This is a genomic window from Lentihominibacter sp., from assembly GCF_046951855.1.
Lineage (GTDB): Bacteria > Bacillota > Clostridia > Peptostreptococcales > Anaerovoracaceae > Lentihominibacter > Lentihominibacter hominis.
Genome location: NZ_JBKTXS010000005.1, coordinates 1 through 21,486, shown reverse-complemented (window position 1 = coordinate 21,486; position 21,486 = coordinate 1). Strand labels below are relative to the sequence as shown.

The 21,486-nt window shown below is 39.2% G+C and carries 20 protein-coding genes; 5 read left to right on the top strand and 15 right to left on the bottom strand.

Features of this window, described 5'->3' with window-relative positions:
• Positions 1–206 (top strand): ATP-binding protein (locus ACLR96_RS02275; protein ID WP_412265097.1); only part of this gene is annotated, 206 nt, incomplete at its 5' end.
• Here the strand turns inward: ACLR96_RS02275 and ACLR96_RS02270 are convergent.
• Together ACLR96_RS02270 and ACLR96_RS02265 are read right to left on the bottom strand one after the other, a co-directional pair.
• Positions 207–944, bottom strand: coding sequence for a Fic family protein (locus tag ACLR96_RS02270; protein ID WP_177270450.1), 738 nt, complete (start codon positions 942–944; stop codon positions 207–209).
• A gap of 5 nt (positions 945–949) precedes the next feature.
• On the bottom strand, positions 950–1,384 hold the full coding sequence (locus ACLR96_RS02265) for a hypothetical protein (protein ID WP_177270448.1): 435 nt from the start codon (positions 1,382–1,384) through the stop codon (positions 950–952).
• Positions 1,385–1,478: 94 nt separating this feature from the next.
• On the opposite strand from ACLR96_RS02265, the gene ACLR96_RS02260 reads away from it, so the two are divergent.
• Positions 1,479–2,027 carry a YfcE family phosphodiesterase gene (locus tag ACLR96_RS02260; protein ID WP_177270446.1) on the top strand — a complete coding sequence of 183 codons (549 nt, stop codon included), beginning with the start codon at positions 1,479–1,481 and terminating at the stop codon, positions 2,025–2,027.
• A gap of 137 nt (positions 2,028–2,164) precedes the next feature.
• Here ACLR96_RS02260 and ACLR96_RS02255 read toward each other — a convergent pair whose 3' ends face one another.
• Positions 2,165–4,399 carry a M28 family peptidase gene (locus tag ACLR96_RS02255; RefSeq protein ID WP_177270444.1) on the bottom strand — a complete coding sequence of 745 codons (2,235 nt, stop codon included), beginning with the start codon at positions 4,397–4,399 and terminating at the stop codon, positions 2,165–2,167.
• A 307-nt stretch (positions 4,400–4,706) separates the two neighbouring features.
• On the opposite strand from ACLR96_RS02255, the gene ACLR96_RS02250 reads away from it, so the two are divergent.
• Both ACLR96_RS02250 and ACLR96_RS02245 read left to right on the top strand, forming a co-directional pair.
• A complete protein-coding gene (locus ACLR96_RS02250; RefSeq protein ID WP_412265096.1) occupies positions 4,707–6,446 on the top strand; it encodes an ATP-binding protein in 1,740 nt (579 codons plus the stop codon).
• 27 nt (positions 6,447–6,473) lie between these two features.
• The gene (locus ACLR96_RS02245; protein WP_177270440.1) at positions 6,474–7,235 is read left to right on the top strand and encodes a Na-translocating system protein MpsC family protein; all 762 of its coding nucleotides are present in this window, start codon (positions 6,474–6,476) and stop codon (positions 7,233–7,235) included.
• A 19-nt stretch (positions 7,236–7,254) separates the two neighbouring features.
• Here ACLR96_RS02245 and ACLR96_RS02240 read toward each other — a convergent pair whose 3' ends face one another.
• The 12 genes from ACLR96_RS02240 to ACLR96_RS02185 all read right to left on the bottom strand — a co-directional run bounded on the left by ACLR96_RS02240 (position 7,255) and on the right by ACLR96_RS02185 (position 20,193).
• Entirely contained in the window at positions 7,255–8,088 is an 834-nt protein-coding gene (locus ACLR96_RS02240; RefSeq protein ID WP_177270438.1) for a TerC/Alx family metal homeostasis membrane protein, read from the bottom strand.
• A 100-nt stretch (positions 8,089–8,188) separates the two neighbouring features.
• On the bottom strand, positions 8,189–8,377 hold the full coding sequence (locus tag ACLR96_RS02235; RefSeq protein ID WP_177270430.1) for a hypothetical protein: 189 nt from the start codon (positions 8,375–8,377) through the stop codon (positions 8,189–8,191).
• Between the two features lie 120 nt (positions 8,378–8,497).
• Positions 8,498–11,698, bottom strand: a complete 3,201-nt coding sequence (gene carB / locus ACLR96_RS02230; protein WP_177270428.1) for a carbamoyl-phosphate synthase (glutamine-hydrolyzing) large subunit — start codon at positions 11,696–11,698, stop codon at positions 8,498–8,500.
• Positions 11,691–12,794, bottom strand: a complete 1,104-nt coding sequence (gene carA, locus ACLR96_RS02225) for a glutamine-hydrolyzing carbamoyl-phosphate synthase small subunit (protein ID WP_177270470.1) — start codon at positions 12,792–12,794, stop codon at positions 11,691–11,693. The genes carB and carA overlap by 8 nt, the downstream gene beginning before the upstream one ends.
• A gap of 156 nt (positions 12,795–12,950) precedes the next feature.
• Entirely contained in the window at positions 12,951–13,427 is a 477-nt protein-coding gene (locus ACLR96_RS02220) for a PaaI family thioesterase (RefSeq protein WP_177270426.1), read from the bottom strand.
• A gap of 144 nt (positions 13,428–13,571) precedes the next feature.
• Positions 13,572–14,297, bottom strand: a complete 726-nt coding sequence (locus ACLR96_RS02215; RefSeq protein WP_177270424.1) for a peptidoglycan-binding protein — start codon at positions 14,295–14,297, stop codon at positions 13,572–13,574.
• A gap of 2 nt (positions 14,298–14,299) precedes the next feature.
• On the bottom strand, positions 14,300–14,599 hold the full coding sequence (locus ACLR96_RS02210; protein ID WP_177270416.1) for a phage holin: 300 nt from the start codon (positions 14,597–14,599) through the stop codon (positions 14,300–14,302).
• Positions 14,600–14,746: 147 nt separating this feature from the next.
• Positions 14,747–15,625: an alpha/beta fold hydrolase gene (locus tag ACLR96_RS02205; protein ID WP_177270414.1), complete on the bottom strand. Its 879-nt coding sequence runs from the start codon at positions 15,623–15,625 to the stop codon at positions 14,747–14,749.
• A 17-nt stretch (positions 15,626–15,642) separates the two neighbouring features.
• Positions 15,643–17,337 (bottom strand): dihydroxy-acid dehydratase, encoded by a 1,695-nt coding sequence (gene ilvD / locus ACLR96_RS02200; RefSeq protein WP_177270412.1) that lies wholly within the window; start codon positions 17,335–17,337, stop codon positions 15,643–15,645.
• A 32-nt stretch (positions 17,338–17,369) separates the two neighbouring features.
• Positions 17,370–18,257, bottom strand: coding sequence for a DUF6282 family protein (locus ACLR96_RS02195; protein ID WP_243206937.1), 888 nt, complete (start codon positions 18,255–18,257; stop codon positions 17,370–17,372).
• 30 nt (positions 18,258–18,287) lie between these two features.
• Positions 18,288–19,103, bottom strand: a complete 816-nt coding sequence (locus tag ACLR96_RS02190) for a carbon-nitrogen hydrolase family protein (RefSeq protein ID WP_177270410.1) — start codon at positions 19,101–19,103, stop codon at positions 18,288–18,290.
• Positions 19,096–20,193 (bottom strand): hypothetical protein, encoded by a 1,098-nt coding sequence (locus ACLR96_RS02185; RefSeq protein WP_177270408.1) that lies wholly within the window; start codon positions 20,191–20,193, stop codon positions 19,096–19,098. The genes ACLR96_RS02190 and ACLR96_RS02185 overlap by 8 nt, the downstream gene beginning before the upstream one ends.
• A 174-nt stretch (positions 20,194–20,367) precedes the next feature.
• Here ACLR96_RS02185 and ACLR96_RS02180 point away from each other — a divergent pair, with 174 nt between their 5' ends.
• Positions 20,368–21,309: a LysR substrate-binding domain-containing protein gene (locus ACLR96_RS02180; protein ID WP_177270406.1), complete on the top strand. Its 942-nt coding sequence runs from the start codon at positions 20,368–20,370 to the stop codon at positions 21,307–21,309.
• Positions 21,310–21,486 lie beyond the last annotated feature (177 nt).

Sequence of the window (21,486 nt, the reverse complement as noted above, 5' to 3'; positions counted from 1 at the left end):
CCATCATATTTTCCAATAATGCTCCTAACATGAATACCGTAGCTGCAGGTCAGCTCTTCGATCGTTTTTATACGGTTGAAACAGACAGAAATTCAACAGGACTCGGCCTTTCTATAGCCAAACTGCTGACAGAACAGATGGGAGGCAGTATAAAATCTGAATACCGCGACTCTAAACTTTTTATAATCATATCATTTCCGGAATGATCAAGCATTCTGGTTCTTAAGATATTCTCTGCAGGCATCTATCGTTCCCTGCATCTTATCATAAACAGCCCTACACAGGAAATTATAAAATTCTTCCTGCCGATGACCTTTAAGGCAATCACCTACAATATTAAAATAGTCTTCTCTTGAGATAGGCATATTTATCGGAGCAAGACCGTTTTCCATCAGATAATAATTCATAGCAAATACAGCCAATTCACCGCTATATTGGCTGAATGGATATATCTCTATCAGCTTATTATGAATATACATAGCCTTAAGAATCACATTATTTCCGGCTTCAAGACTGTAAACACGTCTTAGAGCATCGTCAAGCTTCTCCTCTATATCCAGAGCATGCGTCGGTACATGATTATACGAATATACCACAGGATTGGTTTTTCTGAAATATCCGCTTTCATCCTCTATAAGTATCCTATAGGCGCTTATAAGAAAATATTTATCAAGATAATTTCCCATTTCCAAACAGTTATATGCAACATTTATGACTTTGCAGAAATTCTCCATAAACACATAGTCCTTGACAGGAACATCTCTTTGGAGGTCTCCTTTAAGTATCTCATCTACTGCGATCTTATCATGCCTTGGATTTCTTACAATAAGAGAGCCTTTGATCATATCTATCTTATTGACTTCCCTTACGGCAGACTTCAAAAGCCTGTCTTGTTTAAGCAGTCCTGTCAATTCCTTTTTCATATCATATAGCTTTTCATGCATATATTTTACTCCTGACCTTTCAAGAATCCGATTCTTCCTACTGATACCGGATATTTATACATTTCAATCTCGCCAAAATCCCCTTCGAGCTTCTTCAACGCAGGCATTTTGCTCTTTAAAAAATCATAGCTTATGGTAGGAAGAAATACGATATCAAATTTATGCTGGAATGTAAGCTGCAAAAAATCCAAGATTTCATCATCATTAAAACCTTCTTCTATAGCTACATCCAATCTTATATTAAGCTTCTGACCTACAGCGCAATTCAGTCCGTCTATTACCGGCTGCAGCTCTTTTCCTCCGTTTGTTTTTTTATATCTGGTATGATTGAAAGTGTTTACAGTTATAATGACGTCAGTAACTCCCGATTTCTTAATTTCTTCAGCTTTTTCAGCCAGATCCTGACCGTCTGTTTTTATTGTTTTTTTATTTTCTGACATATGATGACCAAATCTTTCCTATTTTATCTTATTTTTCATTTTACTTTAAAATTAAAGTATAGTCAATGATACTTAATTATGATAAACTTAATTTATGAAAATTTTAGTTATCAGTGATACACACGGAAAACTCAATAAAATAAGAGATATATGGCCTAAACTCACCGATATAGATCTTATAATACATGCAGGGGATTTTATATCAGACGGAAACAAACTGGAAAGAGAACTTAAGGTTCCTGTTTTAGCAGTGAAAGGAAACTGTGACGGCGGATACAGCAGGAATGACTTTAAAACATTTGACACAGAATACGGAAAAATCATGATCACACACGGACACATGGAAAACGTCAAATACCAGTTGAATACTCTTATGTACAAAGCAATGGAGAATCAATGTAAAGCTGTAGTCTTTGGCCATACCCACAAAGCGCTTATAGAACATGAACAAGGTATATATCTCATTAATCCCGGCAGTCTTACACTTCCCAGGGACGGCAGCAGCGGATCATATGCTATAATCAGAACAAGCAAAGATAGTTTTGATGCCTCTATTGTATACTATTCCACCATAATGGGGAACAAGAAGCCTCCCCAGGCAGGATTCATAAGAAATCTGCTGAATTACAGCGACAGGTTTTAAGAAAATTCAGAGACTCTATTTTCAAAAAATGAATGACTTTGCATTTAACAATACCACTATGTACGCCATAAACATCAGAAAGATAAAACAGCGGCTGTCTATGAAGCAGTCCGCTGTTTTTCTTATATACTATTCTTTTATATCATATCCTTCAGCTGTTTCATAGCCTCAGTCTCACTATTTACAAACTCCTGAAGATCTGCTTTCAGAATATCAATATATCCCTTATATTCTTCTGCAAATCCTTCATAAGCTGCCGGATCTGTAACACCTTCATTCCATTTGGCATACATATTTTTCGTTGTTTTCCACGAATCTTTTATAGCAAGTGTCATCTTATTGCTTCCCCAATTACTTTCCACTTTATCGTTCATCAACAGTCCGTTGGAAAGCGCACATACCTCATCACTGTAAAGATAAGCATAATATTCATAATATCCGTTTATTTCTGAAGCAAGCCATACGTCATCTTCTGTTATTTCACCGTCACTTATAGCATCCACAACTCCTGTATAAAGGTCAAGATTATTTTGCAGTCCTTTATGATGCAGTTCTATATCGCCATAATCTGCCAGCCCCATAAACTGATCCTGAACATATTTGAATGCAGCCAGGGCTTTAGTGTTGTGCTCTGTCCCTTTTTCTCTCGCTGCTTTCATAGCCTCCTTATCATCTTCTCTATAAGCTTTCTCATAATCAGAATTTATATCTTTTGCCGCAGCAAGATTTTCTTGTGCAGATTCTCTGAGTTCTTCAAGAGCATCTTTATATGCAGCTACTGATTCTTTTGAAGCATATTTTTCTGTATCCTCTATAGCTGCTTCAAAATCATCACATCTGCTGTTGAAGTCAAGTGCCAGAGCAGGTGTTCCGTCAATATACATAGCAAGGGCCGAATACAAAGACAGCTGATACTCAAGAAGTTCCTTGCTGTGAACTCCATCCCCTTTGTCATCATCTACATTATCATCATCTTTAGGAGTATGATATCTGTTCTGAGACCATTCGGTTTTATCCTCCTGTCTTGGCATAAATGCGGGAACCCCGTTAAACTGATATGATATGCAGTCCGTTCTCGGCAATTCCTGATCATCATTTTTAACCTCTACACCATCCTTATAAAAAGAATCCACTTCATTTATAAGGCCTGATGAGAACAGTGTATTTCCTATCTCCCCCAACTCATAAGAAGTACGCATAATACCTACATCGTTGAAACTATCCACACTTGGCATTTCAAAATTGATCAGGGCCAATGTACTTCCCTGCCACTGGGGATGAGCTGTCGTAATCATTTCCCATGAACCTATAGCCCAATCGGTGGAAGTGTCAAAACGTCCCCACTCCTCAGCTCCATGGGCTATGAATACTATATCATTTGCCGGCTGATAGCCTGAGTCTATAATAGCCTTGGCTATACCTGTTGCAAGACCTACAGCTGTGCAGTCATCCTCGAATCCGTAAAAATATTTATCATAGTGGCCGGCAACTATTATCCTCTGCCCTGTATTTTCTGTTCCTTTTATAGTTCCTGTGACATTATAGCTTGTTCCGTTTTGGCTTCCTACCTCATTGTCTACATAAAGCTCTGCCGATATATTCTTTCCTGATTTTAAAATCTTCTGTATCTTTTCAGCCTCATTCTTAGATATGGATGTACATGGCATCTTCATATCAGGGGCGCATATATCCTGTATATTGATAGTATCCTCATCATACTGAGCATAACCTCCAACAGAGTAACTTACTATCGCTTCAGCGCCTTGAACAGCAGCTTCCATATATGGACCGTCTATCCAAACTTCATTCCACTGATCTACACCTACGAGAACAATTTTCCCTGACATATCAGTACAATCGTTCTCTTCATAATAGGCCTGATACTCCGCTTCGGTACCTGTCCCCATATCAACAATCCCAAGACTACTGTAATCTCCGCCAAGCTGTTTTGTTCCCTGAGCAGCATAAGATACCATATCATCAATATTAAGTTCTTTCTTCTGTCCATTCTTATCACTGTAGCTGATATTCATATAAGCCTCATTAAACTGCCATTTATCCACTGTTACAGGCTCTTTCTTCACATCTGAAAGGCCTATTTTTTCAAATTCTTCTGCCAGATAATCTGCCGCTCGGTGTTCCGCATCAGACCCTGCCGTTCTGAATCCAGTGGAATCATCCCATAGTTCCTCATCATATGCCAGCTTATAGGCAACATCTTCAGCCTCATCTGTAGCATCAGCTGTAAATTCCAGCATCTTGTCAATATCTTCCTGCATAGAAAGATCACTGGTCTTTGAACAAGATGTTGCCATCATCATTACAAACGCCATTAAAAGCGTAAGCGGCAAATAGGTTAAAAGTTTCTTCATTTTTCCCTCCTTAAAATATAATGATAAAAACAAAAAGATCAACGCAAAACAATGCGTTGATCCATAAAAAGCAATATAACTGCAATTCCTTCTTAGTCTCTCAACTTTCATATCCAAACCTTAAAGCATCGCCTCCTATACAATAGTCTGCAATCCTTCATAAAAAAATAGTACTATAAATCTTTAGATATGTCAATAAATTTTAAATTTTTAAAAATTTATTGACAACAGTAGTTAAACTTTCCAAAAGATGATATCATTTATCTTGAAATGCAGTTGTCAAGAAGATTGGAGAACGTATCTCGAAATGAAAAAACCATTCACACGTGTAATCATTTTAATAATACTGAGTGCGCTTCTCATCGCTCTGCCTGTAGAGATCATCGGTCTTTTCCGGAATCAGCAAGCTTTTGAGATAGAAGCTGAAGATAAGACAGAGTATGCCATCAGAAGTGCAGGAACTGATCTGGATATGGTATTCAACAGCATGTCAAATCTGATAAACATGCTTCATTCTACCGTCCAAGTCACATTTTCCGGTAAAGATTATATTCATAACTACGATACCTTCCTGCAGCTGAAGAATCAGACAGGAAATATAATAAAACACTCATTGAAAAAAACGGAACACATATCCGGAATATATGTAACATTTTCTCCAGACCTTCATTCTGGTATGGAAGAGGTATGGTATGCCTACAAAGATGGTACTGTCAATTATATAGACGCACGCTCACTTGCTCCCAGCTGGCTTATCAAAGGCAATCCACGGGTAGATTATTACTATGATGCTATAAAAAACGGTGAATATTGGGGAGCCTTAGATTATGAAAGTTCCTTGAATGAGTATATGGCCACTCACACTAAATCGGTATATGACTATGACGGCAACCTTATAGGAATAGTAGGCTCTGATATGCTCATGACTGAAATCGATGATATTCTTAAATTCATGAAAATATACAGCGACAGTCAGATAGTCCTTTTCGACGGAAATATGAACTACTGTGCATCAAGTGAAGATATTGAAGATCCTATGAAACATTATTCCTCACTCTCTTCCCAGATACAAAAATCTTTTCCTGAAGATTCTCCTATCTGGTATAAGGCTTCTGACGGTAAAAAACATATAGCCGCATATACGACACTGAATAATGGATGGATTCTAGCCACAACGCAAACATCAGCAACTGTTATGACATCCGCCAATGAAACACGAAGAACTTTAATGATAACCATGCTTATGACAATACTTATAATCATAATCATGACCATCATACTCATAAAACGATATTACGATCCAGTCATAGAATCTGCCCAGCAAAATGAAATACTTCTTATTAACCAGTCCCGACAGGCAAAACTGGGAGAAATGATAGGCAATATAGCGCATCAGTGCAAACAGCCTCTGAACAACATTAATATAGATATTTCCAACATGAAGGATGATTATTATTCAGATGAGCTGACATCTGACCGTTTCAATGAGTATCAGGCTAAGATACGTGAAAATGTTTCCATCATGTCCGGTACCATAACAGACTTTGCTGATTTTCTCAAGCCGGACAGGCGCAAAGAGCAATTTTTTTTGAAAGACAGTGTCGATAAAGCGCTTTCCATAATGAATGAAAATCTGGTAATAAACCAGGTGAATATAATAAATGATGTAGCAGATGATATATCCATAACCAACTACAGAAATGAATTCATACAATGTATCTTTAATATACTGGAAAATGCCCGAGACTCTGTTATTTCCTCAAAAATAACACCCGGTATAATAAAAATTTCTTCAGAAATCAAAAATACAGCAGAGACCACACATATCTCCCTTAATATCTTCAACAGCGGAAAAAACATACCTAAAGAGGATAGTGAGAAAATTTTTCTGCCGTATTATTCCACAAAAGAAAAAGAAGGAGGAACCGGTATAGGCCTCTATATGGTCAAGCAGATAATAGAAAACCATTTCAATGGGCGCATATCATTTGTCAATAATAAGAATGGTGTGACATTCACCATATCTATAAAAGAAAGGAAAGAATGATCGCACCGGGTCATTCAGAACAAAATCATGAATACATTTAAAACCCTCAAAGTAATTTATATCGAAGATAATGATAATACACGTTCAAGCATAGAACGATTTCTGAAAAGACGTTTTGGCAAAGTTCTCCTTGCCGAAAATGCCGAGAAAGGGATCGAACTATTCAGCAAATATAATCCGGACATAGCTATTGTAGACATACTTCTTCCCGGAATGGGCGGTCTGGAGATGATAAAAAAAGTACGGGAAACGAATTCATCATGCAGATTTCTAATCACATCATCAGTCGCAGATGTAAGTACAATACTTGAAGCTGTCGATTTAGATATAGAAAATTATATAGTCAAACCCATAGATATGGAAGCGTTTGAAGAAAAACTGTACAGAATAGGTGAATCCATTCTATACAACAAAGAACAATCTTCGACAACTCTCTGTTTCAAATTTGACAAAAAAAATGAAACAGAAGAGAGCATCAGAAAAGCTTTCATAAAAACATTGAAACTCAGATCCGGACGCGGTCCGAGAGATACTGTAGTATCCATATCAAATGACACTATAGAAATAACGGCTTACGGCATTCTTAATACTTTAGAAAAAACTCTGATGAATGATATCAGAAATACCGGACATGTAGAAGAAAGTCATCGTCTCTTTTACTATTCTATAGAAGAAGAGCTCTCCTGTATTATAAGCGAAATCACAGAAACTCTCGTAGAACTCCGCAGCATAAGAGCTGATGCTCGTAAAGATAAGGAGACCTCTGTATTCCGCATACGTGATATATAATGCTTTTACTTATTATTTCTTATATCCTGTTTTGTCTGCCGGAGATCAGCATGGACAGTATTACACTCCATATGATCACAAAGAAAATAATACAGATGGATAATACGGTGGAAATATGCAGCCCAATAATCACCGCAAGAAGCTTTATTCCTGTAAACATAAGTATTATACCAACCCCATATTTAACATACTGAAAACGTTCCTGAAGATGTTCCAGTACAAAATACATCTGCCTTAGTCCCAATATGGCAAATATATTTGATGTATATACAATCAGCAGATTAGTAGAAACAGAAAATACAGCCGGAACTGAATCTATCGCAAAAATTATATCTGAGCATTCCACGAGGCAAAGTATCGCAAACAGTGGAGTAAAAACACGTCTCCCCTTAACTCTAACCATAAATTTTTTCCCTTTGAAACCTTCAGTCATTGGAAGAATCTTTCCTACGATTTTTATGATTCTGCTGTCCTGAGGCTTTATCTCTTCCTCTTTGCCGGCAAGCATTTTTATTCCGTTTATTATGAGTATAGCTCCAAATATGTAAAGTATCCACCCAAATGATGTAACTATCTTAAGCCCGAAGAAAATAAACAGAAACCTCAGTACTATTGCTCCCATTATGCCCCAGCTCAAAACCCTGTGCTGGGCTTCTTCTTTTATGCCAAACGCCATAAAGATAGACATGAATACAAACAGATTATCTACACTGAGACTCAGCTCTATAAGATATCCTGCAGCAAATTCAAGCCCGCTTTTACTTCCCATAAACATCCATACAGCTGTACAGCATAAAGCAGCCATAGCCATCCAGAAGCAGACCCATTTAATAGCATGTTTTATTTCATTCATCTATCCTTCTCCTCAAAATTTAATATCCGATTAAATCCGTTTAAAAAGGGCTGATTCACCATCAGCCCTTTACTTATATCTCTTAATCTTCAAACTTTTATCATGTTGCCATCGTCTTTATGATCACTATCACAAATATCACTATAAACACGATCGCTTCAATGGTAACTATAACTTTCAATATATTTACCAGTTTACTGTTTTCTTTATTCCTGCCTCTGATCATACTAGCAATCATAAATATCATTACAGCTATTCCGAATATCAATGCTAAGAAAAGTAATATCATTTTTTCATTCCTCCAATGCTACTATTAAAGCGTATATTAGTAACTTATTAATAATACCAGAGAATTATGTTGATTTCCAGTATAAATACCGAAAAATATTCTTGTTACTTTTCCTCAGCGTCAATCCAGCGTATTGTAATCCAGTCTGATCTCTTTCTGCTTCAGTTTTATTGCTTTTAGGAAAACTCTTGCAGTATCCATACATGTCATTACGGATATGCCTCTTTCAATGGCTTTTCTTCTTACCGGGAAACTGTCGTTTTCCTTTCTGTTGGCAACTGTCGGCAGATTTATTACGAGAGAAATATTCTCGCCGCTGCTGCTGTCATGGTTCATTATCCATTTCTCAGCCGTATCATAGTTCATAGCCTCCACCGGAATATCGTGAGCATTCATGAAATCTATCGTATCATCTGTAGCATACAATTTAAATCCGGCCTCTCCATACTCTTTAAGTATATCTGCCGTATATGTGTTCTGTTCTGATTCTCTAAGCGTAACAAAAATATTGCCTTCCGTCGGAATATCCATTCCTGCTCCTAAGAATCCTTTATAAATTGCTTTTTCCAAATTCTTATCTATTCCCAGCACCTCACCTGTTGATTTCATCTCAGGCCCCAGCGCTATATCCATATCTGTCAACTTTGCGCTGGAAAATACAGGAACCTTTACTGCAAATTCTTCAGTTTTTTTATAAAGTCCTGTACCGTACTGACTATCTTTCAGCTTATGCCCCAACATAGCGGCTACTGCCAGCTTTACCATAGGCACTCTTGTTACCTTGCTCAAAATAGGAACTGTACGCGAAGCCCTCGGGTTTACTTCTATAACATAGATTTTCTTCCCGTCATAAGCATACTGGATATTCACAAGACCTACTACATTTAACGCTTTAGAGATTCTCTTTGTATAATCCAGCAGCGTATTTTCCACTTCCTCGGAAAGAGAATAATTAGGATATACGGAAATACTGTCTCCCGAATGAACCCCTGCTCTTTCAACGTGCTCCATTATCCCCGGTATTAATATATCCTCTCCGTCAGCTATAGCATCAACCTCTATCTCTTTTCCCTGTATATATTGGTCAATAAGCACCGGATGTTCTGTAGAAAGTGACACTGCTTCTTTAAGATATCTCTTAAGCTCCACATCATTATAAACTACCTGCATAGCACGACCGCCAATTACATATGATGGCCTTACCACCAGAGGATAACCAAGCTTTCTCACAGCAGCAAAGGCATCTTCCTGATTTGTCACAGCTACACCCTCAGGCACTGCTATCTCCAGATCATCCAAAAGCTCACAGAACTTTTCTCTGTCTTCTGCCAGGTCTATATTTTTATATGATGTTCCCAGAATATTTATGCTTCTGCTGTTAAGTTTTTCTGCCAGATTCAGCGATGTCTGCCCGCCAAATTGCAGTATCACACCATATGGACGCTCTCGTTTTATTACATTCATCACATTATCTATATGAAGCGATTCAAAATAAAGCTTGTCCGATGTATCAAAATCTGTACTCACAGTCTCCGGATTGTTGTTCATAATGATAGCTTCATATCCAAGTTCCTTGATAGCCCAGACTCCTTGCACGCAGCAATAATCGAATTCTATTCCCTGACCTATCCTTATAGGCCCGGATCCTATCACCAAAATCTTTTCTTCAGGGCTTCTTACACTTTCATCTTCTTCATCATAGCAGGAATAATAATATGGGGTGAGAGCGTCAAATTCACCTCCGCATGTATCTACCATCTTATATACAGGGTATATATCGTTGTATACCCTTATATCCTGAAGCACATCTCTTGAAATCCCTGAAAGTGTTATTATATCCGTATCTGTGAACCCTCTGGCTTCTGCCTCATATACCAGCTCTTTTGTAAGAGGTCCTTCCTGAAGCTTTTCTTCCAGATCTATTATACCCTTTATCTTATTTAGAAACCATCTGTCTATCTTTGTCAAACTATAAAGGCCTTCGACTTCTATAAGCTTCCTTCTCATAACTTCCGCAATACAGAAGATTCTTTCATCATCACATGCTTTAAGTTTTTCTATGAGTTTTTCATCATCAAGCCCTGTTACAAAAGGAATATGAAGACCATCACATTTGATCTCTATAGAAGTAAGCGCTTTCAGCAATGCGCTTTCAAATGTTCTATCTATGGACATCACTTCTCCCGTGGCTTTCATCTGTGTTCCCAGCTTCCTGGAAGCAGTTCTGAACTTGTCGAAAGGCCATTTAGGAAATTTAACAACAACATAGTCTAAAGTAGGCTCAAAGCATGCGCTCGTCGTCTGTGTCACATAGTTTGAGAGCTCATCTAAATTATATCCTATAGCAATCTTGGCAGCTATCTTGGCTATCGGATATCCTGCCGCCTTAGATGCCAACGCTGATGAACGACTTACTCTCGGATTTACTTCTATTACTATATACTTACCTGTATCAGGATCAAGAGCAAACTGTACATTACAGCCTCCTTCTATCTGGAGGTTTCTGATTATTTTTATGGATGCATCTCTAAGCATCTGATACTCAGCATCTCTTAAAGTCTGTGTTGGAGCTACAACAATGCTGTCACCTGTATGTACGCCGACAGGGTCAAGGTTTTCCATACTGCATATTATTATACAGTTGTCACGGCTGTCCCTTATCACCTCATACTCTATCTCCTTCCACCCTGCTACGGATTTTTCCAGCAGAATCTGGCCGATAGCGCTGTTTTCCATGCCTTTCATACACAAAAGCTCTAATTCTTTTTTATTTTCAGCGATACCGCCGCCTGTTCCCCCCAGCGTATAGGCGGGTCTTATTATTACAGGATAACCTTCTTGCTTAACAAATTCATAACACTCATCCATAGATGTCGCTATAACACTGCTGGGGATAGGCTCTCCGATTTCCTGCATAAGAGATTTGAATTCTTCTCTATCTTCGGCTTTTCTTATACTTTCCCTATTGACTCCCAACAGAGCTGTTCCATGTTTTTCAAGGATTCCTTTCCTCTCAAGCTCCATCGCCAGATTCAGTCCGGTCTGGCCTCCGAAACCTGCCAGCATGCCGTCAGGTTTTTCCTTCTCTAAAATCTGCTCAAGAGCTTCCTCTGTAAGCGGCTCCATATATACCTTATCAGCAATACCCTTGTCTGTCATTATAGTCGCAGGATTGCTGTTAACAAGTATCGTCTCTATTCCTTCTTCTCTTATGGCTTTGCATGCCTGAGTTCCTGCGTAGTCAAACTCCGCAGCCTGACCGATGACGATTGGACCGGAGCCTATTATAAGTATTTTTTTCAGATATGACTTCTTAGGCATTGTTTTTGTCCTCCTTCATCATTGCAATAAATTTATCAAACAGATAACCTGTATCATTAGGTCCCGGTGATGCCTCCGGGTGGAACTGGACAGAAAATATAGGCAGATCTCTGTGTTCCATTCCTTCTACAGTGCCGTCATTAAGGTTCAGATGTGTTATCTCCATTCCTTTAAGAATTATACTCTCATACTGAACTGCATATCCGTGGTTTTGCGATGTTATGTAAGAACGTTTAGTATTCTTGTCGAATACACCATGGTTACCGCCTCTGTGCCCGTATTTAAGTTTATATGTCTTACCGCCCAGAGCAATGGCAAGAACCTGATGCCCCATGCATATGCCGAACATAGGTATACCGCTCATATTTATAAGATGTCTGACTTCTTCTATAGCTTCCTCAGCTTTTTCCGGATCCCCCGGTCCATTAGTAAGAAATATTCCGTCAGGCTTGCCTGCAAGAATCTGTTCCGCTAAAGTTCCGTAAGGATACAATGTAAGTTCGCAGTTTCTTTCTCTGAGACATGTAAGGATATTGCCTTTGACACCAAAATCTATGACCGCTACACTGAGAGGTTTTTCATCAGAATCAGAAAGGGATTTCATTACAGTTTTTTCCTTTACGGCTGCTTCTTTCATCCAGTCTCCTCTGATCTGACCTCTGTCACATATTTCAGCAGCTTCACTTATGGATATACCTTCGGTACTGATGACACATTTAACAGTTCCCTTATTTCTTATTTTCTTAGTTATCTGTCTCGTATCTACACCGAACACGCCCGGCACTCCCATATCTCTGAGCCATTTGTCTATAGTCATTATACTATTGCTGTTAGACGGCATATCACATAGATCCTTCACAACTACACCAAAGGCATGTACCTTTTCTGATTCATTATCTACAGAGCTGATACCGTAATTGCCTATAAGCGGATATGTCATATTTATTATCTGTCCTTTATACGATGGGTCTGTCAATATCTTCTGATATCCTGTCATCGCTGTATTAAAGACAAGTTCTCCAACAGCAGTTCCTTTAAATCCAAAACCTGTTCCCTTAAACACGGTCCCGTCTTCCAAGTAAATTAACCCTTCCATTTTTTCAATCGTTTTAATCATGATACTATGTCTAATCTCCTTACACATTCGATAAATAGCAATCTTGTCACTGATAAATAATTATACACTGTTATTAATGTTTATGCAACACTATTCATATGCTTTTTATGCATTATGTAAATTTTTACCGAAAAATCAAATCTGTCTTTCTTCTACGGTATCTACATTCATATATACAGATGCTCCTGTGGCTACCAGTTTACCGGTATTCTGGCTTACTGCCTCACATACGAGCTGTGTTATCCGCCTTCCTGCAGATGTTACTTTCGCTTTAACAAGCATAACATCTCCCACCTCCACAGGCCTTATATACTTCACATCCAGACTGACTGTCGGCGTAAAATTCTTACCGGCATAAAATCTGGCAAGAAAAGCTATCGTAAAGTCAAAAGCTGTGCATATCATACCTCCATGGAGCTGCCCTACTCTGTTCACCTGCCATCTGCGAACAGGAAAACCGAATGTAACAGATTTTTCTTCAAAAGAACAGCTTACTTTTCTAGCCTGCATCATGCCATTTATACTATCCTTCTGCTCCATATTATTCTCTTTAAGAGTTCTGTCAACATAAGCTTCCAACCGTTTCTGTCCGCTGGATACTGATTCCTGCATCACAACACCTCCCTATGCTGAAAAGCATCTTTTCTCATATAATAATACTACACTGCAGGTAAACAATCAAATAGTGAAATACTGAAAACATCATTTATAATACGAAAAGCCCCTGTCATGTCTTCACATTCCAGGGGCTTATAATCAAACATTGATATGCACTACATTACCCATTCCTTTTGTATTAGCATAAGAGTAAGCGGCTCCCAGAGAATACGCCTTAGATACAACCTGCCTTCGTCCGGCTGCAGTACTGCATATACCGGGTATATAAATATCGGCAGCCCTGCCATATTTATGAGCGGAATTCGAAACCCCTCCCACATTAGCATTATGCCTTGCGCATCTGAGTCCTGATGTGATGGTTATCGGTTTTCCATAATAGGCTCTCAGTGATTCCAGAATATTGATAAGTTTTGTACTTACAGTAGCCGGATATCCATTACAATACCGGCCGCCGCACTTACACTTAAATTCTGTTTTACTGAAATGAGAAGAGCCGTTCCATGTTCCGGAACCGGAACCGGATGACCCCGAACTTCCTCCGTTAAGCTTTGCCATCGTCTTCGTACCTGCTATGCCATCCACCGTAAGACCGTATTTTTTCTGTGTCGCCTTTATTGCAGCGATAGTGTTATTCCCGATGATACCGTCACGTGTCACGCTTAATTTACCCTGCAGCGATTTTATTACCGATACCATTTTAGCATTCGTATTGACGCCGTAAATGCCATCGGCATAAACACTGTGCCCTCTCTGAAAGGCTTTTATCGCCGCAATAGTTCCGGCTCCCCTTATACCATCCACAGCTCCTGAATAGTAGCCATAATAATGTTTTAAATTACTTTGATATTGTCTTATGGTCAACATGGCTACTCCTCCGTTTCTATATCTTCATCACTCTCATTTACACCTGCCTCGCCGTCATCCACATGTTTTTCTTTTAAAACCTTCAGCGATTCCTGAGCATACTGAGCACTTTTAGTCACATTGTTATTCTTCCACCACACCCATATACAGCCGATACCGGCTGCGATCTGTGTTGCGATCTCAGTAAAAGTAGATTCATCAAATGGTATAGGATTTATACCCTTTGCTGTAAGAATAGCATTTATCAATAAAAAGGATGCTACGATCAGTCTGATGATCGACCTTGATACTTCTTTTTTCATAATAAAACCTCCTACATTACAAATATGCTGTAAGAGGTTTTATGTGATTGCTGAAGAATAACCTTAAGATCATCAAAATTCAAATTTAATACTAAAAATGACTTCAGCAATAAAATATACCTCCAAAGCCATTTAAAATATTATTTATTACATACATTCAAAAAATCTTGCAAGACGATCGTTCAAATCATGAAAAACCGGATTGTCATCAAACATAAAATCATTGTGCTTTCCATCTATTTCAAACATTTCTTTTTTACAAATAAGCTTATCATAAAAATTATAAGATTCTGAGATAGGATGCAGTCTGTTGCCCTTTCCATGACCCACAAATACAGGAACTTTGATATCTCGGATATTCTTTTCACAGTCAAATTCCATTATTGACTGTCCTATTTCAAGAGATATTTCCTGACCGTAACCACTATGAGAATACAAATCTTCTCTTACCACCCCATCAGTATCATTATCCAAAGGATAAAAATGGAAAGGATCATCATATTTTCTGACACCGCTGCATACCAATCTAATTCTCTCCGCCTCTATCTCCTTTTCCATCGCGGAAAATTCTTCCCGTGTAAATACAGTTTTCATCCATCGTCTGCCACAGTAAAACCCATTCAGTGCAGCAACTGCTTTTACTCTGTCATCTTTCTCAGCAACTTCAGCCACTAATCCCCCGGCCATCCCCCAGCCTAACAAGCCTATTCTTTCTGCATCAATTTCATCAAGAGTTCCGGCAAAGGTAACCGCATTTCTTATGTCCTCAACCTGTTCATCCAGTTTGCAGACGCCGGCCGGTCCCTCATTGTCTAAAAAGCCTCTATAATCAAACCCAAAGCATGCATACCCTCTGGCAGTCAACGCTCTCGCAAATAATGCAGGATAAATCTCATTAAGTCCCATATATCCCGAATTAGGTATTATACAAGGAAGAGCTCTACCTTCTTCATAATTATCAGGAAGGTAAAGCACGGCAGCAAGCTTATAGCAATTACTATAAAATATCAAATCTTTAGTTATCATCTTATCCTCCATAAAATTTATTTTTTCGGAATTTCAAGCACTGCGCCCTTATCTGCCGATGACACAAGAGCAGCATACTTTCGGAGTGCAGGGGTAGCTTCCTTCTCACATGGCTTAACGTGTTTGAGTCTGTCCTGTATAACTTCATCGGGAACGTCAAGATCAAGCCTTCCTGCAGGTATGTCAATAATTATTCGGTCTCCATCTTCTACAGCTGCGATAGGTCCTCCTGCGGCTGCTTCCGGAGATATATGTCCTATGCATGGACCTCTTGTGGAGCCTGAAAAACGTCCGTCTGTTACTAATGCACAGCTTTCATCCATTCCTCTGCCTACTATAAGAGATGTGGTCATGTGCATTTCTCTCATTCCCGGACCGCCTTTAGGCCCTTCATATCTTATTACTATTACATCGCCTTCTTTTATCTGATCCCCTGATACTGCGGCGCTGGCATCTTCCATGGAATGAAATACCCTCGCTCTTCCCGTAAACTGATACATGGAAGGCTTAACTCCCGATTTTTTAACAACAGCACCGTTCGGCGCCAAGCTTCCGTAAAGTACGGCTATACCGCCATCTCGATTCTTAGGCTTATCTATAGGATAAATAAGGTCATCTTCTACAATCTTCACATCCTTGATATTTTCCTTAATTGTTTTTCCCGTTACCGTCATATGTCCATCACACAGCTGTTTCTCTATAGCCTTAAGTACTACAGGCAGTCCGCCCCTCTCGTGAAGCTCCTGCACGGGATATTTGCCGGAAGGCTTCAGGTTGCATATATAAGGAACTTTCTTACTTACTTCATCAAAGTCTCTAAGGGACAGAGAAATCCCAGCCTCATTTGCAATAGACATCAGATGAAGCACTGTATTAGTAGATGAGCCCATAGCCATTACAGCGCTTATTCCGTTTAGCAAAGCTTCTCTTGTCAATATCTTCCTCACAGTGAGATTCTCTTTTATCATCTCTACTGCACGTTTTCCCGATTTTTTCGCAAATCTTCTTTTTTCTGCGGAAACAGCAGGAGCTGTACATGAATTGGGCAGCGCCAGGCCTAAGACTTCTGCCAGACAACTCATGGAATTGGCCGTTCCCAGCATAGCGCAAGTACCATAAGTTGGCAGCGCACGCTTCTCTATATTCAGTAAATCTTCCTCAGACATTTTTCCTGTCTGTGTCTGCCCTATAAACTCTCTCATATCAGTGAGAGTAATTATTTCCTTATCCTTGTAACTTCCGTTAAGCATAGGGCCTCCCGGAATTATCACTGTAGGAATATCCACTCTGGCCGCCGCCATAATCATTCCCGGGACTATTTTATCACAGCCCGGAAGCATTACCATGGCGTCAAAATGATGAGCCTCTATCATCATTTCCACTGCATCGGCAATGTTTTCTCTGCTTGGAAGCGGATAACTCATGCCCTTATGTCCCTGACATATGCCATCACATAAGGCTATGGTGCTGAACTCTCTGGGAACCCCTCCTGCTTCCCATATACCGTTCTTTACATGTTCAGCCAGTTCCCTCAAGTGTATGTGTCCTGGAACCATTTCCGTAAATGAATTTACAACAGCTACAAGAGGCTTTCGCAAGTCCTCTTCATCAAGACCAGTGCTGTAAAGTAGCGCTCTGTGGGCAGCTCTTTCTATTCCGTTTACGAGTTCTCCGCTTTTATATTTACTGTATTGAAATTTTGATTCTTTCAATTTTTATCCCTCCGGTTTTCTACATTACCATCTCATTTTCCTTTTACGATCCTTTCAGGAACCTCATGAGTCATCATCTCTATTTCAGATCTTTTAAACCCTTGCTGTAAAAGATTGGCTATAAAGAGTCTCATAGCTTCTACAGGATGTTCAAAACCTTTCTGTCCTCTGTCAGTGGCAAGAAAAACATTCTCCGGGCCTGCCGCTCTTATATTCTCTGCCATCTTTTCAACCGATACAGAGTATTCGGCAATATTTATCCAATTTTTCTCTATCAATACTCCGAGTTTTGCTAATTCGGCCTGTATTTCCGTATCTATGACAGTTCTCTGCCATTCCGGATGAGTCAATATCATATTAACCCTTCTTTTCCGCCCTTCTCTGCATAATATGATGCTTTCTTCAGGACTGAGATGTCCTGTTGCCATGAAAGCACCACTTTCTCCTACTATGTCCAGTATTTCATATACCTCATTCTTAAGCTTTCCGGCTTCATCAAGTACTGAAATACCGGGCCTTGTAAAGAAATCTCCCGGCATTAGTCCATATGAGAGACAGTTCGCCGAATCTCTCGTAGGCATCCATACAACAGATGCTCCCATACGCAACGAATCAATTACGGCATATGGATTTAATCCGCCGACAGGATAATTAAGAACAAGCCCCCCATAAGCTTTGGCCGTACATCCGCTTATACTGTTGATAAGGGCGGCTCTCGGCGCAGTAGATCCATAATGGGCCTTTATCATCACTCCTGCCATTCCCGCTTCGTCAGCTTCCATGATAAGTTCCAGATCGTTGAGCTCCCTATCAAATGCTGACGGAGCTGAATGGACATGAAGATCATATGCGCCCTGCATTATTTCATTTGTCAATTCTCTGTTAAGCATAGTCTCCATCTTCAATAATGACCAGAACATTACGTCAATGATCCGGTCATTAAATCCTTTTTATTTTTTCCATATCCCCGAATAAATCTCGGGTCTCCTGTCTGACAATACAGTATTGTCTTTTCTTACTTCATATACAAAATTCATATCTATATCCTGATATATGATTTCTGCTTCATCTGCAGAAGCCCTGCAGAGTACTTCTCCTATAGGACTCACCACCTGACTGCGTCCGCAGAAAGGTGAATCCGGAAGCTCACCAATATAATTAACATGAGCAACAAACACATTATTGTCAAGCGCTCGAGCTTCTGTAGCTTGATTGAGCCAATTCTCAAAATACGAACCTCCGCGCCACGCAGATGGACAAAGAATCAGATCTGCACCTTCAAGTGCAAGAAGGCGTGCCGTTTCAGGAAAACATATGTCATAACATATAACTATACCCACTCTGCCAAACTTTGTGTCAAACACAGGAAAATCATTTCCGCTGCAAAGATGAAACTGCTCCTGTCCCACCAGATGAGTCTTTGAATACCTGCCGATCATCTTTCCTTCGTCATCTATAAGAATAGCTGTATTCTCTACTATACCATTCTCCGCTAACATTATTATAGGCACAAGTATATGTACACTGAGCTCCTCAGCCAGATTCTTCATGACAGTCACCGTCTCTGCGTCAAGAGCTTCTGCTGCTTCCATCATGGCAGGATAATCAAAACAGTAATATCCCGTATTGAATCCTTCCGGAAGACATATGAAATCAGCTCCTCCATTATGAGCCTCACGAATCTTTTCTTCAGCTTTTTTTACATTGGCAGCTCTGTTACCGAGATCCCATTCATCCTGTATCAAAGCTATTTTAAACTTACACATTTTTAAGCTTTTCCTCTTTTCTGTCTCTCATTTGTTTTGCAAAAATAAAGATTACAAGAATTCCTCCCAGCACCCCATATGTACCGTAAACCAATCCGAGAAGTCTGTCAAAAGGAAGAAGCATTGAACAAAGTACAGATGCTGTAACAAGACAGACAGCAAATTTATTGTAGCCCGGCGTCTTTTCTTTCTTAAATGATGCACACAGTGTAAACATAGCAGGTACACATGATGAATAAATAGCTAAGAATATAACTATGATAAATACAAATCCCAACGCAGGTGAAATAAGATTTGCTATATAAAGATTAGGTATCATCTTTTCACTTAAAACTTCAATATTGGAAAACAATGCACATGCCATTACTGCATCAGTAATACCGTAAAGAATGACCCCTAATACAGCTCCATACTTAAGTTCCGCTTTCACATCGAAATTTTTTGCCGTTGCCGCAAAAAACGGAGCTGACTGAAACGGAGTACATGTAGTATAATACAATCCTGCAAGCCACCAGTACGGAGCTATCTTCGCTATCCCTATCTGCGGAGCTTCTTTAATTCCCTCAGAAAGCCCATCTATATTATTAAAAAGATATATCAGACAAATCGCTATAGTAAGCATTATCATGAAAGGTCCTATACTGCCTGTTATATTAACAAGTTTTTTCAATCCCAGCAATATAGTGATAAGGCACAGTACTCCCAGCAAAATTGATCCCACCTGGGTAGGTACTCCGAAATGCTGATTAAGAGATGCCCCAAACCCCGAAATCATTACTACAGGTGCCGAATAAAGTAATATTATAGAAAGCACCTGAAAAATCTTGCCTATCTTTTCACCGCTGAAATATGTGTATATGGCAAGAGGATTTTCAAACTGCATCTTATGTCCGATACTGAAAAATGCCAGCAGCAAAAATAAATGAAGCAAACAGTCAATAACTATTCCCAGGAACCCCCATGCTCCGTACGCGCAAAAATACTGCAGTGACGCCTGTCCGGTTACTGAACCTGAACCTATCGCCCATGCGATGAACACTCCGGCAATCTTTACAACATTTAAAATTCTTACATTACTACTTCCTGTCATAAACGCCCAATCCTTTCTAAAACGACATATTATTCCCCTAAAATTATATCCCTTGCAAATCACAAATTCAAACAAGTATATTCTTTATAATAACAAGGTTTATCTTGTTATTTTTACTGTTTATATGATATATTTTAATTGTAAAAAACAGGATAATGTCGAGAAGGAGTTAAAATGCAAGTAAACCAAGAAATTTTTTTATATGTTGCCGAAGAACTGAGCATAAGCAAAGCTGCTAAGAGAGCCTTTGTCTCACAGCAATGTGTAAGTGATCATATAAACAGACTGGAAAAAAACTATGGAGTCAAACTCTTTACACGCAAACCGTTCGCTTTGACTGAAGCTGGAATATCACTTATGAATTCCCTTCAAAAAATAAAAGTGATCGAAAGCAGCACAAACGAAACCATACGGCAGCACGCAACAGGGGAAAGGGGCCGATTTACAGTAGGAATAGGAGCTTCCCGTGCTCAGATTATCCTCCCCGAGATCATGCCCCTTTATAATTCTCTTTTCCCTAAAGTTGAAGTATTGTTTCTTAACAATGATACTATGATATTGGAAGATAACTTAAGAAAAGGATACGTGGACCTTTTTCTCGGAGTCAATCCCCCTTATAAAAAGGATCTATCTTACATCCATGTGTGTGATGACAATCTTTGCATATGTATCTCAGAAGGTCTGCTGAATCAGTCCTTTCCGGAAATCAAAAAAGAACTCCTTAAAGGAGTCTCAAACCTGAAAGTATTTGAACATGTGCCTTTCATCAAAAGTTATTCTACAAGTGTCGTTAACAGGCTGCTCCAAGATTGTATGGATGCCCACCATGTTGAACTTTTATTCCCATATCAGATAAGTGATACTGCCACACAAATAGCACTGTGCGCTAAAGGGCTGGGCGCCATTGTAAGCTCCGACATGCTCTTGTCGCACATCTCATCCCATAACAGAATCTGCCGAAAAAATGAACTTATACATGTTATTCCTATCGATTCATTTGCTAAACCGCTTCGTCTCGAAATCGTCTCAATGCTTGATGCAGAAAAACCATTGTACATATTAGAATTCGAAAAACTTCTTATAAACACATTGTTGCAGAAGATAAAGAAACACTAAGAAACTTTATTCTCCATCTTTTATAGTATACAAAGTTACTTTCCTTGCATCATAGCATTTTTACGATATAATTAAATTTCCCGAAAATAAAAAATAATAATGGCTGAATCATTGAGATTCAGCCATTTTCTATGGTTGCGGGGACAGGATTTGAACCTGCGGCCTCCGGGTTATGAG

Bases quoted from the DNA above. Each gene is read 5' to 3' on its own strand.
- ACLR96_RS02180 (WP_177270406.1), top strand. From the start codon at position 20,368: ATGCAAGTAAACCAAGAAATTTTTTTATATGTTGCCGAAGAACTGAGC.
- ACLR96_RS02210 (WP_177270416.1), bottom strand. From the start codon at position 14,599: ATGAAAAAAGAAGTATCAAGGTCGATCATCAGACTGATCGTAGCATCC.
- ACLR96_RS02265 (WP_177270448.1), bottom strand. From the start codon at position 1,384: ATGTCAGAAAATAAAAAAACAATAAAAACAGACGGTCAGGATCTGGCT.
- ACLR96_RS02270 (WP_177270450.1), bottom strand. From the start codon at position 944: ATGCATGAAAAGCTATATGATATGAAAAAGGAATTGACAGGACTGCTT.
- ACLR96_RS02245 (WP_177270440.1), top strand. From the start codon at position 6,474: ATGAATACATTTAAAACCCTCAAAGTAATTTATATCGAAGATAATGAT.
- ACLR96_RS02185 (WP_177270408.1), bottom strand. From the start codon at position 20,193: ATGACAGGAAGTAGTAATGTAAGAATTTTAAATGTTGTAAAGATTGCC.
- ACLR96_RS02250 (WP_412265096.1), top strand. From the start codon at position 4,707: ATGAAAAAACCATTCACACGTGTAATCATTTTAATAATACTGAGTGCG.
- ACLR96_RS02215 (WP_177270424.1), bottom strand. From the start codon at position 14,297: ATGTTGACCATAAGACAATATCAAAGTAATTTAAAACATTATTATGGC.
- ACLR96_RS02190 (WP_177270410.1), bottom strand. From the start codon at position 19,103: ATGTGTAAGTTTAAAATAGCTTTGATACAGGATGAATGGGATCTCGGT.
- ACLR96_RS02240 (WP_177270438.1), bottom strand. From the start codon at position 8,088: ATGAATGAAATAAAACATGCTATTAAATGGGTCTGCTTCTGGATGGCT.
- ACLR96_RS02195 (WP_243206937.1), bottom strand. From the start codon at position 18,257: ATGTTCTGGTCATTATTGAAGATGGAGACTATGCTTAACAGAGAATTG.
- ACLR96_RS02255 (WP_177270444.1), bottom strand. From the start codon at position 4,399: ATGAAGAAACTTTTAACCTATTTGCCGCTTACGCTTTTAATGGCGTTT.
- ACLR96_RS02235 (WP_177270430.1), bottom strand. From the start codon at position 8,377: ATGATATTACTTTTCTTAGCATTGATATTCGGAATAGCTGTAATGATA.
- carA (WP_177270470.1), bottom strand. From the start codon at position 12,794: ATGGAAGGGTTAATTTACTTGGAAGACGGGACCGTGTTTAAGGGAACA.
- ACLR96_RS02260 (WP_177270446.1), top strand. From the start codon at position 1,479: ATGAAAATTTTAGTTATCAGTGATACACACGGAAAACTCAATAAAATA.
- ACLR96_RS02205 (WP_177270414.1), bottom strand. From the start codon at position 15,625: ATGATAACTAAAGATTTGATATTTTATAGTAATTGCTATAAGCTTGCT.
- ACLR96_RS02220 (WP_177270426.1), bottom strand. From the start codon at position 13,427: ATGCAGGAATCAGTATCCAGCGGACAGAAACGGTTGGAAGCTTATGTT.
- carB (WP_177270428.1), bottom strand. From the start codon at position 11,698: ATGCCTAAGAAGTCATATCTGAAAAAAATACTTATAATAGGCTCCGGT.